We start from the raw sequence: 15,077 nt of genomic DNA on the forward strand, positions 1-15,077 counted from the left end.
AGAATTGCGTAATGATGTCCTAGGCCAGATCGCCCTGAACCAACGGCACAAAGCGCACGGGTTCGATGATTTCTTCAATCAATTCATCGCCCTGACGACGCAAACGCTTCAACACCTGCTGATCCTCGCCAACCGGCAGCACCATTTTGCCGCCGTCACCTAATTGCGCTATCAGCAAAGTCGGAATTTCAGGCGGTGCGGCGGTCACGATAATGGCATCAAACGGACCACGCGTCGCCCAGCCCTGCCAGCCATCGCCATGCCGGGTAGAAATATTATGCAGATCAAGTTGCTTGAGGCGACGCTTAGCCTGCCACTGCAAGCCCTTGATGCGTTCGACGGAATAAACATGATTAACCAGATGCGCCAGAATCGCGGTCTGATAGCCAGAGCCGGTGCCGATTTCCAGCACGCGCGATTCCGGCGTGAGCTCTAACAAGGCGGTCATGCGCGCCACCATGTAAGGCTGAGAGATGGTCTGGCCGTTGCCAATCGGCAGCGCAACGTTTTCCCACGCTTTATGCTCAAACGCCTCATCAATAAAACGCTCACGAGGCACATCGGCAATGGCTTTCAGCAGGTGTTCATCATGAATGCCCTGCGCGCGCAGCTGCTCCAAAAGCGTTTCGATGCGGCGATTCACCATGCGAGTTTTACCTCTGCCTGGGTCAGCCAGTCACTCAATACTTCTTGTGCCGCATGCGCGGTCAAATCCACATGCAGCGCGGTCAACGAAACGTAGCCCGCATCCACCGCAGCGAAATCGGTATCCGGGCCTGCATCCAGCTTTTGCCCCGGCGGGCCAATCCAGTAAAGCGGCTGGCCGCGCGGGTCTTCGGTGCATATAACCTGATCGGCGGGATGGCGGCTGCCGCAGCGGGTCACGCGGAAACCTTTGATCTCCGCTAACGGCAAATCAGGCACGTTGATATTAAGAATACGGCCGGTACGCAGCGGAGCGCGCGACAGCGCACGTAACAGCGTACAGGTGATGGATGCGGCGGTGTCGTAATGCTGATGTCCATTGAGTGAAACAGCGAGCGCAGGCAAGCCAAGATGGCGCCCTTCCATTGCCGCAGCGACGGTACCGGAGTAAATCACATCGTCGCCAAGGTTTGGACCGGCGTTGATGCCGGACACTACGATATCGGGACGCGGCTGCATCAGCTTGTTCACGCCGAGGAACACGCAGTCGGTCGGCGTGCCCATCTGCACCGCGATATCGCCGTTTTCATGTGTAAAGGTACGCAGCGGCGTCTCCAGCGTGAGCGAGTTTGATGCGCCGCTACGATTGCGATCGGGCGCGACAACCTGCACCTCGGCAAACTCACGTAAAGCACGCGCCAGCGTCTGAATACCTGGCGCATGAATTCCATCATCGTTACTCAGCAATATCCGCATCGTTACCTTCTTGTTGGAGAAGCTCACGCACCACGCTGGTGGCAAAACTGCCCGCTGGCAGCCAGAACTGCATCTCCAGCGTCACATCGTCCCACCATTCCCAGCGCAGATCCTTTGGCACCACCAGCATTGCTCGACGCGCGGCATCAACCCGCTCGCGCTCAAGCAGTGTAATCAATTCTTCTGCGCCTGCCAGGCTCTGCTGCTCAAAAAGCAGCGCGTCGCCTTGCGGACCCGCATCACCGCGACCCGGCAGCGGCGCAGTGATGCGCAGTTGATGATTATCGATGCGCTGCTGCACGTCAGGCAACTCTTCCGCCTGCGCCACGAACCAGCTGCCGCGACCGGCCAGCTGTACCGCATCGCCCACCTGCACCACATCCAGTGCGCCATCACGCTGCAAACGCGCGCTGATCACCTGATTAAACAGATGGCTGCGGGTCGCTGACAACAGCAAACCTTTCATATTGCGATCGCGCGGACGGAATGTCTCTTTCGCCCACTGTTTCGCCTGCGTCAGGTTGTTGCCGCCACGACCAAAGCGCTGCTCACCAAAGTAGTTCGGCACGCCGCGCTGTTGAATCTGTTGTAAACGTGCGTCGACTTCACGGCGATCGGAGATCTGACGCACCACTAAGCGGAACGCATTGCCCGCCAGCGCGCCGGTACGCAGTTTGCGTTTATGGCGAATCACCTGCAGGATTTCAACGCCTTCCAGCTGGAATCCGGCCAGATTCGGCATGCCATTGCCCGGTACGCGGAAACAGAGTGTTTGCTCGGTGACGGCATGACGATCTTTCATGCCGGCATAGCTAAGGTCACGCACCGGCACGCCGAGAAATTTGGCGATGGCTTCAGCGACAAAGCGCGTATTGCAGCCAATTTTACGGATGCGCACCAACAGCTGTTCACCTTCGCCATCATAGGGATAGCCAAGATCTTCAATCACCACGAAATCTTCGGGATTGGCTTTGATGACGCCGGTGGCAGTCGGCACGCCGTGCAGGTAATGCAGTTCACTCATGCCTGATCGGCCTTTATCAGCAGCGCAACCGCTTCACAGGCAATGCCTTCGCCACGCCCGGTAAAGCCCAGCTTTTCGGTGGTGGTGGCTTTGACGTTGACGTCATCCATATGGCAACCGAGATCTTCGGCGATATTGACGCGCATCTGCGGCACATGCGGCAACATTTTCGGTGCCTGCGCAATGATGGTCACATCGACGTTACCGATGCGATAGCCTTTCAGCTGAATCCGACGCCAGGCTTCGCGCAGCAAACCGCGGCTGTCAGCGCCTTTAAACGCCGGATCGGTATCCGGGAACAACTTGCCGATATCGCCCATCGCCACCGCGCCGAGCAAGGCATCCGTCAACGCATGCAGCGCCACATCACCATCAGAATGGGCAATAAAACCGTGTTCGAAGGGAATACGCACCCCGCCAATCACTAACGGACCTTCGCCGCCAAAAGCGTGAACGTCAAAACCGTGACCGATACGCATCATGCGCTCTCCTGTAACTGAATCTGGGTAAGATAGAAGGCCGCCAGCGCCAGATCTTCTGGCCGCGTCACCTTAATATTGTCGCTGCGTCCACTCACCAATTCCGGGTGATAACCGCAATACTCCAGCGCCGACGCTTCATCGGTAATGGTAGCGCCTTCATGGAGTGCGCGCGTCAGGCAAGCGGTGAGCAGTTGATGCGGGAAAAATTGCGGCGTTAACGCGTGCCATAAATCCTCGCGTTCAACGGTGTGGGCGATGGCGGTTTTATCCGGTTCGGCGCGTTTCATGGTGTCGCGCACCGGCGCCGCCAGAATTCCGCCAACCTTGCTGTACTCACGTACCGCCAGCAGACGTGCTAAATCGTCCGGATGCAGGCAAGGACGCGCGGCGTCATGCACCAGCACCCATTCGCTGTGGTGAATGGCGTTCAAGCCCGCCAGCACTGATTCGGCGCGCGTGTCGCCACCGGTCACGCGGAGAATACGGGAATCCTGCGCCAGCGGTAGTGAATCGAACCAGCCATCGTCATTGCTGACCGGCACAATTACCTGTTTTACCGCAGGATGTGCCAGCAGACGTGCAACGCTGTGTTCAAGAAGGGTGAATTGACCAATGGTCAGATACTGTTTTGGGCAGGCAGCCTGCATTCGGCTGCCCACACCTGCGGCGGGCACCACAGCAATCACATCCGCAAGGATCGGGCGCTTGTTCATGGCTTATCGTTGTTGATTTTGCGCAGCTTGTTGCGCGTTACGTTTGTTCTGGTCTGGCACCAGACGATAGAAAGTCTCACCGGGCTTAATCATGCCCAGTTCATTACGTGCGCGTTCTTCGATCGCTTCAGAGCCGCCATTGAGATCGTCAATTTCGGCGAATAGCTGATCGTTACGCGCTTTAAGCTTGGCGTTATTCGCCTGTTGTGTCGCGACGTCTTCGTTGACGCGCGTATAGTCATGAATACCGTTCTTACCCAGCCACAGGGAATATTGAAGCCATCCCAGCAGCACGAGTAGCAGTAACGTCAGTTTTCCCATCCCCGCCCCCTGAAAAACGGCCCAATCATCCCATAACTTGACGCTGGACTCCACTGCGACGGCGAAAATGCCGCGCACGGGCGTTTAGCCGTGCAAATAATGCCAGAGTGGGAGGCGAGACGGCAGGTAAAGTTTTGTAACCTGCCGATGCGTTTGCACATCAGCTGGGCGTTACCAACCGGAGAGAAATGAGAACAGCAGCCAGAACAAGCACACCACCACAATCGCCGTGGCGATCCCGCTCCAGAATAAGTGAGTGCGGATCATCAGGCTGAGCACGATACCAATCAGTACCGAAACCGGCAGCAGCGCGAGGAAGAATGGCCAGGTGTAGAGGAAGAAGAACAGCGTGTTGGAGCCGTAGAGCATGAACGGAATCGCCAGTGCGCACCAGTACGAGAGAAAGCCAAACACGCCGCCCGGCAGTGATGAGCGAGACTCATCCGGGGTGCGTTCATCTTTACGGGCTAGCATGGGCGTTACGTTCTGCATAGAGATCCTGTTGACGCTAAGCGCGGCAAACCCAAAGGGATTTGCCGCTGTCGGTTCAGGATCTGATGATATCGCGGTGACGCAGCAGGTCTAACAATTGGCCGGCGAGTTTTGTAACCAATTGTTCGCCATCAAGGTGGATTTCCGGGGCGTCTGGCGCCTCGTAAACGCTATCGATACCGGTGAAATTACGCAGCTCACCGGCACGGGCTTTTTTGTACAAACCTTTGGGATCGCGCGCTTCGCACACGGCCAACGGCGTATCGACAAACACTTCGATAAACTGCCCTTCAGCCAGCAGATCGCGCACCATATTGCGTTCTGCGCGATGCGGCGAGATAAAGGCGGTCAGCACTACTAAACCGGCATCGACCATCAGTTTCGCCACTTCGCCGACGCGACGAATGTTCTCTTTACGATCGTCATCGCTAAAGCCGAGGTCACGGCACAAACCGTGACGCACGTTGTCGCCATCCAGCAGATAGGTGTTCACACCGGCCCGATACAGCGCCTGCTCCAGCGCGCCGGCTACGGTGGATTTCCCCGAGCCGGAAAGCCCGGTGAACCACAGCACCACGCCTTGATGGCCGTGCTGCAGTTCGCGCTCCTCGCGCGTTACCGGATGATCGTGCCACACCACGTTTTCATCGTGTTGCGCCATTACTTGCCACCCAGCAGATCGCGCGCGTTCCAGTGTGGGAAGTGACGACGCACCAGCGCGTTCAGCTCCAGCTCGAAATCGCTGAACTGACCCGCTTGCTTACGCACATCGGTCAGCGGCTGATTAATCATGCCCGCGCCCACCGTCACGTTGCTCAGACGATCGATAAAGATCATGCCGCCAGTCACCGGATTCTGGCGATACGCGTCCAGCACCATCGGTTCGTCAAAGGTCAGTTCGACCAGGCCAATGCCGTTAAGCGGCAGACTGTCCACGGTGCGCTTCTCCAGCGAGTTGATCTCCACCTGATGGATCACTTTCTCAACGCGCGCGCGAGTTTTCTTACCGGCGATCTTCACTTCGTAACTTTGCCCGGGCTGCAGCGGCTGTTCCGCCATCCACACCACGTCAACGGTGGCGGATTGCACCGCTTGCAGCTCGGCTTCCGCATCCACCAGCAGATCGCCACGACTGATGTCGATCTCATCTTTCAGCACCAGCGTAATCGCTTCACCGGCACCCGCTTCAGGCAGATCGCCATCGAAGGTGACGATGCGCGAGATGGTCGATTCCACGCCCGATGGCAGCACTTTCACGCGCTGACCGACGTTGACCACACCCGAAGCCAGCGTACCGGCATAACCACGGAAATCGAGGTTAGGACGGTTCACATACTGCACCGGGAAACGCATTGGCTGATGATCCACCACGCGGTTCAATTCAACGGTTTCTAATACGTCGAGCAGCGTTGGGCCGCTGTACCACGGCATGGTGACGCTGGGCGTTGCCACGTTATCGCCTTCCAGAGCCGACATCGGCACAAAGCGAATATCAAGGTCTTCCGGCAGCTGCGCGGCGAAATCGAGGTAATCCTGTTTGATCTGCTCGAAGGTCTCTTGCTTGTACTCCACCAGATCCATCTTGTTGATGGCGACCACCAGATGCTTGATGCCCAGCAGCGTGGAGATAAAGCTGTGACGACGCGTCTGATCCAGCACGCCTTTACGCGCATCGATCAGCAGGATCGCCAAATCGCAGGTCGATGCACCGGTCGCCATGTTGCGGGTGTACTGCTCGTGTCCCGGCGTGTCGGCAATAATAAATTTGCGCTTCTCAGTGGAGAAATAGCGATACGCCACATCAATGGTGATGCCCTGCTCGCGCTCGGCCTGCAAGCCATCAACCAGTAACGCCAGATCCAGCTTCTCACCCTGCGTCCCGTGACGTTTGCTGTCGTTGTGCAGCGAGGAGAGCTGGTCTTCATAAATTTGACGCGTGTCGTGCAGCAGGCGACCAATCAGCGTACTTTTGCCGTCGTCGACGCTACCGCAGGTCAGGAAACGCAGCAGGCTTTTATGTTGTTGCGCGGTCAGCCAGGCTTCCACGCCGCCCTGATCGGCAATCTGTTGTGCAATAACGGTATTCATCTGCGTCTCCTTAGAAATAACCCTGACGTTTCTTCATTTCCATCGAACCGGCCTGGTCGCGGTCAATCACGCGTCCCTGGCGTTCACTGGTGGTGGAGACCAGCATCTCTTCAATAATTTCCGGCAGCGTCTGCGCCTCTGATTCCACCGCGCCGGTCAACGGCCAGCAGCCGAGCGTGCGGAAACGCACCATGCGCTGTTTGATCACTTCACCTGGCTGCAGATCGATACGGTCGTCATCGATCATCATCAGCATGCCATCACGCTCCAGCACCGGACGCGGCGCGGCGAGGTAGAGCGGCACGATCTCGATATTCTCGAGGAAGATGTACTGCCAGATATCCAGCTCGGTCCAGTTGGAGAGCGGGAACACGCGGATACTTTCGCCTTTGTTGATCTGGCCGTTATAGTTGTGCCACAGCTCAGGACGCTGGTTTTTCGGGTCCCAGCGGTGGAAGCGATCGCGGAAGGAGTAGATACGCTCTTTAGCGCGCGACTTCTCTTCATCACGACGTGCGCCGCCAAATGCCGCATCAAAACCGTATTTGTTCAGCGCCTGCTTCAGGCCTTCGGTTTTCATGATGTCGGTGTGCTTGGCGCTGCCGTGCACAAACGGGTTGATGCCCATCGCCACGCCTTCCGGGTTGCGATGCACCAGCAACTCCGCGCCCATCGCTTTCACGGTGCGATCGCGGAACTCGTACATTTCACGGAATTTCCAGCCGGTATCAACATGCAGCAGCGGAAACGGCAGCGTGCCCGGATAGAAGGCTTTACGCGCCAGATGCAGCATTACCGAGGAGTCTTTACCGATGGAGTACATCATCACCGGATTGCTGAACTCGGCCGCCACCTCGCGGATGATATGGATACTCTCTGCCTCCAGCTGGCGCAGATGAGTAAGTCGATTTTGGTCCATAATTTTTCCTCAAGCCAAATTGACAACGGCGGACTCGCGAGCCCCCTGCTGTGCCGAATGTTGGAACCAGGCCAATTGCCCGTGCAAATTTACGACTTCGCCAATCACTAACAGTGCTGGCGTGGGCGCGGCCGCAGCCAGCGCCTCCAGTTGATCCAATGTGCCGGTCAGCACCTGCTGATCCTGACGCGTGCCGCGCCCAATCACCGCCACCGGCGTGGAGGCGGCGCGGCCATGTTCGATAAGCCCGGCAGCGATTTCCGCCGCTTTCACCGTGCCCATATAAATCGCTAAGGTTTGACGTGCGCGCGCCAGCGACGGCCAATCAATGCCGTCGCCATCCGCGCGACAGTGACCGGTAATAAACAGCACGCTCTGCGCGTGGTCGCGATGGGTCAGTGGAATACCGGCATAGGCGGTTGCGCCTGCTGCAGCGGTGATGCCCGGCACCACCTGGAACGGAATGCCCGCGGCCTGCGCCGCCTGCAGCTCTTCGCCACCGCGGCCAAAAATAAACGGATCGCCGCCTTTCAGGCGCACTACGCGTTTACCCTGTTGCGCCAGCGTCACCAGCATCTGATTGGTCTCTTCCTGCGGCACCGAATGCGCACCAGCGCGTTTACCGACGCAGATGCGGTCGGCATCGCGCCGCACCAGCTCAAGCACTTCGTCGCTGACCAGATGGTCATACAGCACCACATCGGCCAGCTGCATCACCTGCAAGCCACGCAACGTCAGCAAACCGCTGTCGCCTGGACCGGCGCCTACCAGCGTAATTTCGCCTTGATTGTCGCTATCGTTTTCCAGTTCGTGATCCAGCGTGCGCCGCGCTTCATGGACGTTACCCGCCGCCATCTGGCTGGCGAACCGACCGTTAAAGGCGCGCTCCCAGAAGCGACGGCGGTCAGACATGCGGTGATAGCGCTGCTTCACCTTGTCGCGCCACTGCCCGGCCACTTCCGCCATCTGCCCGAGATTGGCCGGCAGTAACGCTTCAATTTTTTCACGCAGCAGACGCGCTAACACCGGCGCGGTGCCGCTGGAGGAGATGGCCACCACCAGCGGTGAACGATCGACAATCGACGGGAAGATAAAGCTGCACTTCGGCTGATCGTCCACCACGTTCACCAGCTTGTGGCGCGCATTGGCGGCATCGAACACCTGCGCGTTAAGCGCGTTGTCATCGGTAGCGGCAATCACGAGGAACACGCCATCCAGCTGCGCCGGATCGAAGCGGTGGGCGATCCATTCAATCGCCTCAATTTCCAGCAGCGCCTGCAGCTCATGACCGAGTTCGCGCGCGGCGACCAGCACGCGCGCACCGGCACGCCGCAGCAGTTCTATTTTGCGCGCCGCGATGTCGCCACCGCCGACAACCAGCACCGGACGACTTTTGAGATCGGCAAAGAGAGGCAGATAATCCACGTTAACCTTGCTAGTTTTACAATAAGTTAACGCGACTATACGTCCCGCCCTTCCAGCAGATGAAATTACGAATTGGAATGAGTAGTTACCGAATGGAATAACGACCCAGGATTGCTGATAACATTTTGTGCTTAACAAATGATATTGCTGGTGTTTCGGAGCAAATCAAATTGTGCAAGCGTCGTCACAGTTTCATACTAAGTCGGAATTTTTTTAGCATGACCGGATGTCAGAAAAGGACGCTAACTATGTTTGCCACTCTCCGCCGCACTGTGCTGGCTGCACTGCTTGCGGGCGGTTTGCCTTTCTTTGTTCAGGCTGCGAGCAACAGCACGCCAGGACATTTTGCCGAACAGCAGCTTCGCCATATCGCCACCTATTTCCCCGGCCGCATGAGCGGCAGTCCCGCCGAGTTGCTGACTGCCGATTATCTGCAACAGCAGTTCAGCCAGCTGGGATATCAGAGTAATACCCGCCAGTTTAAAACCAGCTATAGCTGGCTGGAGAAAAAGGGTGAGAGCCGCACCCACAAAGTTACGGCCACGTCGGTGATTGCCGCGCGGGCCGGTGAAGTGCCGCAGGAGATCCTGATCGTTACGCATCTGGATACCTGGACGCCGCTCAGCCGCCACGAAGCCGATAACAATCTCGGCGGCCTGCGTTTGCAGGGCGTGGATGACAATGCCTCCGGGCTTGGCGTGATGCTGGAGCTGGCGCAGGCGCTAAGCAAAACGCCGCTGCACTACGGCGTGCGCTTTGTGGCGCTGAGCGCCGGTGAAGCGGGTTTGCACGGCATGGATGATTATCTGGCGCGCATGAGCGCGCAGGAGAAGAAGAACACGCTGCTGGTGATCGATCTGAATAGCCTGATTGTCGGCGATCATCTCTACTTTAACAGCGGCATCAATACGCCAGCGGCAGTGCGCAAACAGACCAGCGCGCGTGCCGTGCAGCTGGCGCACCGTTACGGTATCTCCGCCGCCAGCCACGCGATGACCGCACGCGATTATCCCGGCGTCAATCCGTTCGACAAAGCCGGCATGCCACTGATGGATGTCACCGCCGCCAACTGGACGCTGGGCAACAAAGATGGGCAGCAGCAGCGCGCGCGTTCCAGCCACTTCCCGGAAGGCAATGTGCGCCATCAAACCGAGCGCGATAACCTCAACTACCTCGATCACTGGCTGCCTGGCCGCATCACCCAGCGCACGCATGACAGCGTGAAGATTCTGCTGCCGCTGCTGACCGAGCTTGCTAATCCGACAACCTGAGGATTCCCTATGTACGTGGTATATCTGAACTATTTTCGTCCGGTAGAAGAAGTCGAAGCGTTACTGGAACCGCACATTAGCTGGCTGGATCGCTATTTCGCTAACGGCGTGTTTATCGCGGCGGGACGCAAAGATCCACGCACCGGCGGCGTGCTGTTGGTGAAGGATATTGATCGTGCGCGATTAGATACCATCCTGGCGGAAGATCCGTTTGTGGCGGTGGCGCATTATGAAGTGACGAAAGTGAATGTGACGCGTGCGGCGGAAGAGTTTGCGAGGTTGCAGGGGGTCTGATTGTGCTGGCAGTCCTCTACTCGATTGTGCTGGCTGTCCCCCATCCCGGCCTTCCCCCGCTAGCGGGGGAAGGAGACGCTGCCACATGCAGCTTCAGAACTCACATATGGCAGCATCTTCCTCCCCCATTTATGGGGGAGGACCGAGGAGGGGGAAAGCGAGCACCAACTGGCAGCATCTTCCTCCCCCATTCATGGGGGAGGACCGAGGAGGGGGAAAGCGAGCACAAACCAAGGATGGGTACAGCCAGCACCTACCAATCAACCTTCATGCAACCCGCACTCGCGCTTCAGGCCGAAGAAGCGTGTCTCTTCCTCTGCCATGCCCGGTTCCCACTTTTTGGTGGTATGCGTATCGCCCACTGACAGATAACCTTCATCCCACAGCGGATGATATTTCAATCCGTGTTGGGTCAGATACTGATGCACCTGACGGTTATCCCAATCAATGATCGGCAGAATCTTGAACACGCCGCGCTGCACCGCCAGCACCGGCAAACTGGCGCGACTGCCAGACTGATCGCGGCGCAGGCCAGCAAACCAGGTTTGCGCGCCCAGCGTTTCCAGCGCGCGGTTCATCGGTTCCACTTTGTTGATCTGGTTATACTGCTCAATCCCTTCGACGCCCTGCTCCCACAGTTTGCCGTAACGCGCTTCCTGCCATGCCGCTGAAGTTTCCGCACGGAAGATTTGCAGGTTGAGATTGAGCTTGTCGGTCAGCTCATCAATAAAGCGGTAAGTTTCCGGGAACAGGTAACCGGTATCGGTCAGGATCACCGGAATGTCCGGCTTCTGCTGCGTCACCATATGCAGCAAAACCGCCGCCTGAATACCAAAGCTGGATGACAACACAAATGCGCCTGGCAGCTGTTCTAATGCCCAGCCCACGCGTTGTTCAGCGGAGAGTTTCTCCAGCTGCACGTTGCTTTCCGCCAGCGCCATGATGCGGTCAACTTTTGATGAACCATTCAGTGCTGCGAGATCGAGTACCGTCATACTGCCTCCGAGTCCCAGAAATCACGGGCGGGATCAACCACGGCTTTAATAATGCCGGTGCGAATCACGAAGTCGCCGAAGCCTTCGTTGGCCTGACGCTCGGTTGCCCAGCGCGCCACCAGCTCATCAATGCTGGCGAGGATTTCGCCTTCGTTGATGTTCTCGCGGTACATGCGTGGAATGCGCGTACCTTCGCGGTTGCCGCCAATGTGTAAGTTGTAACGGCCCGGCGCTTTGCCCACCAGACCTAACTCCGCCAGCAAAGCACGGCCACAACCATTTGGGCAACCGGTAACGCGTAACACTATGTGCTCTTCGCCGACACCATGCTTATGCATGATCTCTTCCACTTTGGTCACGAACGACGGCAGGAAGCGCTCGGCTTCTGCCATCGCCAGCGGACAGGTCGGGAACGCCACACACGCCATCGAGTTCTCACGCTGCGGCGTGACCGCTTCCATCAAACCGTGTTCACGGGCGATGGCTTCGATCTGCGCTTTTTGCTTCTCCGGCACGCCAGCCACAATCAGGTTCTGGTTAGCCGTCAGACGGAAATCGCCCTGATGGATTTTGGCAATTTCGGCGATGCCGCGCTTCAGCGGACGGCCAGGATAATCCAGCAGACGGCCGTTCTCAATGAACAGCGTCAGGTGCCATTTCTCATCGATGCCTTTCACCCAGCCAACGCGATCGCCGCGCGAGGTGAACGCATACGGACGAATCGGTTCGAAGGTCAGACCGGCACGCTTTTCCACTTCCGCTTTGAAGGTTTCAACGCCGACGCGTTCCAGCGTGTATTTGGTCTTGGCATTTTTACGATCGGTACGATTCCCCCAATCGCGCTGCGTGGTGACCACCGCAGCCGCCACGTCGAGGATCTTCTCGACCGGCAGAAAGCCGAATTCGCTTGCGGTGCGCGCATACGTTGCTTTGTTGCCGTGATCAATCGACAAGCCACCGCCCACCAGCAGGTTAAAGCCAATCAGCTTGCCCTGCTCGGCGATGGCGATGAAGTTCAGGTCATTGGCGTGCAGATCGACATCGTTATGCGGCGGCACCACCACCGTGGTTTTGAATTTACGCGGCAGATAGGTTTCGCCAAGAATCGGCTCTTTATCGGTGGTGGCGACCTTCTCTTTGTCCCACCAGATTTCCGCGTAAGCGCGGGTTTGCGGCAGCAGATGCTCTGACAGCTTTTTCGCCCATTCGTACGCTTCCTGATGCAGCTCTGATTCCACCGGATTCGAGGTGCAAAGCACGTTACGGTTCACGTCGTTGGCGGTCGCCAGCGCATCCAGCCCAACTTCGTGCAGCATCTGGTGCGTCGGCTTGACGTTCTTCTTCAGAATGCCGTGAAACTGGAAGGTCTGGCGGTTGGTCAACCGGATGCTGCCATAAATGGTTTTATCGGTGGCGAATTTATCAATTGCCAGCCACTGCGTTGGCGTGATGATGCCGCCCGGCAGACGGCAACGCAGCATCATGGCGTGACGCGGTTCGAGTTTCTGCGCTACACGCTCGGCACGAATGTCGCGGTCATCCTGCTGGTACATACCGTGGAAACGGATCAGCAGGAAGTTGTCGCCGGTGAAGCCGCCGGTCAGGCCATCGTCGAGATCGTCGAGGATGGTGCCGCGCAGGTAGTTGCTCTGTTTTTTCAGACGCTCAGCGTCGACCAGCTTGCCTTCAACGACCAGCGGTCCAGGATGTTTTTCGCTCATTAGTAAACGTCTCGCTGATAACGGCGCTCAATGCGCAGCTCACTTAAAAATTCGTCAGCCGTTTCACGATCCATGCCGCCGTGTTCGACCACCACATCCAGTAATGCCTGCTCAACGTCTTTCGCCATACGATTGGCGTCGCCGCAGACGTAAAGGTGTGCGCCTTCCTGTAACCAGCTCCACACCTCCGCACCTTTGGCGCGGATCTTATCTTGTACGTAAACCTTCTCGGCCTGATCGCGCGACCATGCCAGATCAATATGGGTCAGCAGGCCATCTTTGACATACTTCTGCCACTCCACCTGATAGAGGAAATCATCGGTGAAATGCGGGTTACCGAAGAACAGCCAGTTTTTACCGCCAGCGCCATCGTTATCGCGCTGCTGCATAAAGGCGCGGAACGGCGCGATGCCGGTGCCCGGACCAATCATGATCACTGGCGTTTCCGGATTAGCCGGTAAACGGAAGTTATCGTTGTGCTCGATGAAGACGCGAATTTCGCCATCCTCTTCGATACGATCCGCTAACCAGGTTGAGGCGCCGCCGCCGCGCTGGCGACCGTCGATTTCAAAGCGCACCGCACCTACGGTGATGTGCACTTCGGTTTCGTTCTCCGCCTGCGATGAGGCGATGGAGTAGAGGCGCGGCGTCAGCGGACGCAGCAGGCCGGTTAATTGTTCGGCATTCAGTTCGGTCGGTGCCTGACGCACCATATCGACAATCGGGAAGCTCTGCGCATAACTCTGCAGCTTCGGCTTATCACCGGCCAGCGCTAGCAGCGCGTCATTGCGGGACAGCGCCGCATACTGTTCGACGATTTGTGGCGTGTTGACCGTCAGTTCGAAATGGGTTTTCAGCGCTTCGGCCAGCGGCAGGGTTTTGCCCTGCACGTCTACCTGCTCGTCACCTTTCAGCCACACTAGTTGCAGCAGTTCCTGCACCAGCTCGTCATCGTTTTCAAACCACACGCCGAGTGCGTCGCCCGGCTGGTAGCGCAGGCCAGAATCGTCAAGGTCGATCTCAATGTGACGCACATCTTTATCCGAATCGCGTCCGGTAATCTTCTGGTTGGCCGCCAGGCTGGCCACCAGCGGCTCTTCTTTGGTGTACGGGCTGCTGTCGACCAGGTTAACGCTGCCCGCCGCGGTGATGGCGGCCTGTGCTGGCGATTCGCTCGGCACACGCGCTTTCAGAATCTCGGTGATCTGCTGACGCCAGGCGTTCGCCTGCTCTTTGTATTCAACATCGGCATCCACACGATCCAGCAGACGTTCTGCACCCAGCTCAGCCAGACGTTCATCGAAGTCTTTACCGGCTTTGCTGAAAAACTCATAAGAGGTATCGCCGAGACCGAACACCGCAAACGCTGTGCCTGCAAACTTCGGCGCTTTCTTCGACAGCAGGAATTTATGCAGCGCCACGGCCTCTTCCGGCGGCTCGCCCTCGCCTTGCGTGGAAGTCACCACCACCAGCAGCTTTTCCTGGCCGATCTGCTTGAATTTATAATCGCCGGCGTTAACCAGATTGACGCTCAGCTTGGCAGCCAGCAGGTCATCTCGCAGTTGCTCAGCCAGGCGACGCGCGTTACCGGTCTGCGAGGCGGAGATCAGCGTGATGGTCGGGGTTTCTGCCTGCACAGGCGCTGGCGCGGCAGCCGCACCCGGCGTCTGATTGACCATGCCCCAGAAATAGCCGGAGAGCCAGGCCATCTGAGTGGTGTTGAAATCCGTGGTCGCCGCCTGTAAGCGCGCGAGTTGCTCCGGTGATAACGGAAGCAGTGAACCTGGTGCCTGAGTCGTCATTGCGTTAAAAATTCCAGTGTCAGAAGTCCGGATCAATATGTTGCGAAAGAGTGCGTAGGTTACCGGGCTGTATAGTAACGATTAAATACGCCTTCGACATATTAAATAACCAAAATGACTAAGTGGTTT

The 15,077-nt window shown here is 57.6% G+C and carries 16 protein-coding genes; 2 read left to right on the plus strand and 14 right to left on the minus strand.

All coding sequences use genetic code 11. The features are described 5' to 3' along the window. Positions 1 to 19: 19 nt before the first annotated feature. The 11 genes from K5Y33_RS17140 to cysG all read right to left on the minus strand — a co-directional run bounded on the left by K5Y33_RS17140 (position 20) and on the right by cysG (position 8,865). Positions 20 to 646, minus strand: a complete 627-nt coding sequence (locus K5Y33_RS17140) for a protein-L-isoaspartate(D-aspartate) O-methyltransferase (RefSeq protein WP_008104533.1) — start codon at positions 644 to 646, stop codon at positions 20 to 22. Next, the gene (gene surE / locus K5Y33_RS17145; RefSeq protein ID WP_222185583.1) at positions 640 to 1,401 is read right to left on the minus strand and encodes a 5'/3'-nucleotidase SurE; all 762 of its coding nucleotides are present in this window, start codon (positions 1,399 to 1,401) and stop codon (positions 640 to 642) included. Before surE ends, K5Y33_RS17140 begins: the two co-directional genes overlap by 7 nt. Beyond that, positions 1,382 to 2,425 (minus strand): tRNA pseudouridine(13) synthase TruD, encoded by a 1,044-nt coding sequence (gene truD / locus K5Y33_RS17150; RefSeq protein ID WP_222234638.1) that lies wholly within the window; start codon positions 2,423 to 2,425, stop codon positions 1,382 to 1,384. The genes surE and truD overlap by 20 nt, the downstream gene beginning before the upstream one ends. Beyond that, positions 2,422 to 2,904 (minus strand): 2-C-methyl-D-erythritol 2,4-cyclodiphosphate synthase, encoded by a 483-nt coding sequence (gene ispF, locus K5Y33_RS17155; protein ID WP_061719965.1) that lies wholly within the window; start codon positions 2,902 to 2,904, stop codon positions 2,422 to 2,424. The genes truD and ispF overlap by 4 nt, the downstream gene beginning before the upstream one ends. After that, a complete protein-coding gene (gene ispD, locus K5Y33_RS17160; protein WP_222234640.1) occupies positions 2,904 to 3,620 on the minus strand; it encodes a 2-C-methyl-D-erythritol 4-phosphate cytidylyltransferase in 717 nt (238 codons plus the stop codon). Before ispD ends, ispF begins: the two co-directional genes overlap by 1 nt. A 3-nt stretch (positions 3,621 to 3,623) precedes the next feature. Beyond that, a complete protein-coding gene (gene ftsB / locus K5Y33_RS17165) occupies positions 3,624 to 3,941 on the minus strand; it encodes a cell division protein FtsB (RefSeq protein ID WP_101762604.1) in 318 nt (105 codons plus the stop codon). A 171-nt stretch (positions 3,942 to 4,112) separates the two neighbouring features. Next, positions 4,113 to 4,433 carry a DUF3561 family protein gene (locus tag K5Y33_RS17170; RefSeq protein WP_101762603.1) on the minus strand — a complete coding sequence of 107 codons (321 nt, stop codon included), beginning with the start codon at positions 4,431 to 4,433 and terminating at the stop codon, positions 4,113 to 4,115. 55 nt (positions 4,434 to 4,488) lie between these two features. Then, positions 4,489 to 5,094 (minus strand): adenylyl-sulfate kinase, encoded by a 606-nt coding sequence (cysC, locus tag K5Y33_RS17175; protein WP_222234641.1) that lies wholly within the window; start codon positions 5,092 to 5,094, stop codon positions 4,489 to 4,491. After that, positions 5,094 to 6,521, minus strand: a complete 1,428-nt coding sequence (cysN, locus tag K5Y33_RS17180; protein WP_222234643.1) for a sulfate adenylyltransferase subunit CysN — start codon at positions 6,519 to 6,521, stop codon at positions 5,094 to 5,096. The genes cysC and cysN overlap by 1 nt, the downstream gene beginning before the upstream one ends. Before the next feature lie 10 nt (positions 6,522 to 6,531). Further along, positions 6,532 to 7,440, minus strand: coding sequence for a sulfate adenylyltransferase subunit CysD (cysD, locus tag K5Y33_RS17185; RefSeq protein ID WP_007893231.1), 909 nt, complete (start codon positions 7,438 to 7,440; stop codon positions 6,532 to 6,534). Positions 7,441 to 7,449: 9 nt separating this feature from the next. Next, the gene (gene cysG / locus K5Y33_RS17190) at positions 7,450 to 8,865 is read right to left on the minus strand and encodes a siroheme synthase CysG (protein WP_222234645.1); all 1,416 of its coding nucleotides are present in this window, start codon (positions 8,863 to 8,865) and stop codon (positions 7,450 to 7,452) included. Between the two features lie 248 nt (positions 8,866 to 9,113). On the opposite strand from cysG, the gene K5Y33_RS17195 reads away from it, so the two are divergent. Together K5Y33_RS17195 and K5Y33_RS17200 are read left to right on the plus strand one after the other, a co-directional pair. Continuing rightward, entirely contained in the window at positions 9,114 to 10,136 is a 1,023-nt protein-coding gene (locus K5Y33_RS17195) for an aminopeptidase (RefSeq protein ID WP_222234646.1), read from the plus strand. Between the two features lie 9 nt (positions 10,137 to 10,145). After that, entirely contained in the window at positions 10,146 to 10,430 is a 285-nt protein-coding gene (locus K5Y33_RS17200; protein WP_222234647.1) for a YciI family protein, read from the plus strand. Positions 10,431 to 10,690: 260 nt separating this feature from the next. On the opposite strand, the gene K5Y33_RS17205 is transcribed toward K5Y33_RS17200, so the two are convergent. Genes K5Y33_RS17205 through cysJ form a run of 3 tightly spaced genes read right to left on the minus strand, consistent with a single transcriptional unit; the run spans position 10,691 to position 14,948 of the window. Then, a complete protein-coding gene (locus K5Y33_RS17205) occupies positions 10,691 to 11,425 on the minus strand; it encodes a phosphoadenylyl-sulfate reductase (RefSeq protein WP_101762598.1) in 735 nt (244 codons plus the stop codon). Continuing rightward, on the minus strand, positions 11,422 to 13,146 hold the full coding sequence (gene cysI / locus K5Y33_RS17210; RefSeq protein WP_101762597.1) for an assimilatory sulfite reductase (NADPH) hemoprotein subunit: 1,725 nt from the start codon (positions 13,144 to 13,146) through the stop codon (positions 11,422 to 11,424). The genes K5Y33_RS17205 and cysI overlap by 4 nt, the downstream gene beginning before the upstream one ends. Further along, complete coding sequence (gene cysJ / locus K5Y33_RS17215; RefSeq protein WP_222234649.1) at positions 13,146 to 14,948, minus strand: NADPH-dependent assimilatory sulfite reductase flavoprotein subunit; 1,803 nt, start codon at positions 14,946 to 14,948, stop codon at positions 13,146 to 13,148. The genes cysI and cysJ overlap by 1 nt, the downstream gene beginning before the upstream one ends. Positions 14,949 to 15,077: the final 129 nt, after the last annotated feature.

It is taken from the genome of Pantoea sp. DY-17, from assembly GCF_019795975.1.
In the GTDB taxonomy this organism is placed as follows: domain Bacteria; phylum Pseudomonadota; class Gammaproteobacteria; order Enterobacterales; family Enterobacteriaceae; genus Pantoea; species Pantoea leporis.

Coding starts and splice junctions, on each gene's coding strand:
- K5Y33_RS17140 (WP_008104533.1), bottom strand. CDS start 646: ATGGTGAATCGCCGCATCGAAACGCTTTTGGAGCAGCTGCGCGCGCAG.
- cysD (WP_007893231.1), bottom strand. CDS start 7,440: ATGGACCAAAATCGACTTACTCATCTGCGCCAGCTGGAGGCAGAGAGT.
- K5Y33_RS17195 (WP_222234646.1), top strand. CDS start 9,114: ATGTTTGCCACTCTCCGCCGCACTGTGCTGGCTGCACTGCTTGCGGGC.
- K5Y33_RS17200 (WP_222234647.1), top strand. CDS start 10,146: ATGTACGTGGTATATCTGAACTATTTTCGTCCGGTAGAAGAAGTCGAA.
- truD (WP_222234638.1), bottom strand. CDS start 2,425: ATGAGTGAACTGCATTACCTGCACGGCGTGCCGACTGCCACCGGCGTC.
- ispF (WP_061719965.1), bottom strand. CDS start 2,904: ATGCGTATCGGTCACGGTTTTGACGTTCACGCTTTTGGCGGCGAAGGT.
- ftsB (WP_101762604.1), bottom strand. CDS start 3,941: ATGGGAAAACTGACGTTACTGCTACTCGTGCTGCTGGGATGGCTTCAA.
- cysC (WP_222234641.1), bottom strand. CDS start 5,094: ATGGCGCAACACGATGAAAACGTGGTGTGGCACGATCATCCGGTAACG.
- cysI (WP_101762597.1), bottom strand. CDS start 13,146: ATGAGCGAAAAACATCCTGGACCGCTGGTCGTTGAAGGCAAGCTGGTC.
- ispD (WP_222234640.1), bottom strand. CDS start 3,620: ATGAACAAGCGCCCGATCCTTGCGGATGTGATTGCTGTGGTGCCCGCC.
- surE (WP_222185583.1), bottom strand. CDS start 1,401: ATGCGGATATTGCTGAGTAACGATGATGGAATTCATGCGCCAGGTATT.
- cysN (WP_222234643.1), bottom strand. CDS start 6,521: ATGAATACCGTTATTGCACAACAGATTGCCGATCAGGGCGGCGTGGAA.
- K5Y33_RS17170 (WP_101762603.1), bottom strand. CDS start 4,433: ATGCAGAACGTAACGCCCATGCTAGCCCGTAAAGATGAACGCACCCCG.
- K5Y33_RS17205 (WP_101762598.1), bottom strand. CDS start 11,425: ATGACGGTACTCGATCTCGCAGCACTGAATGGTTCATCAAAAGTTGAC.
- cysJ (WP_222234649.1), bottom strand. CDS start 14,948: ATGACGACTCAGGCACCAGGTTCACTGCTTCCGTTATCACCGGAGCAA.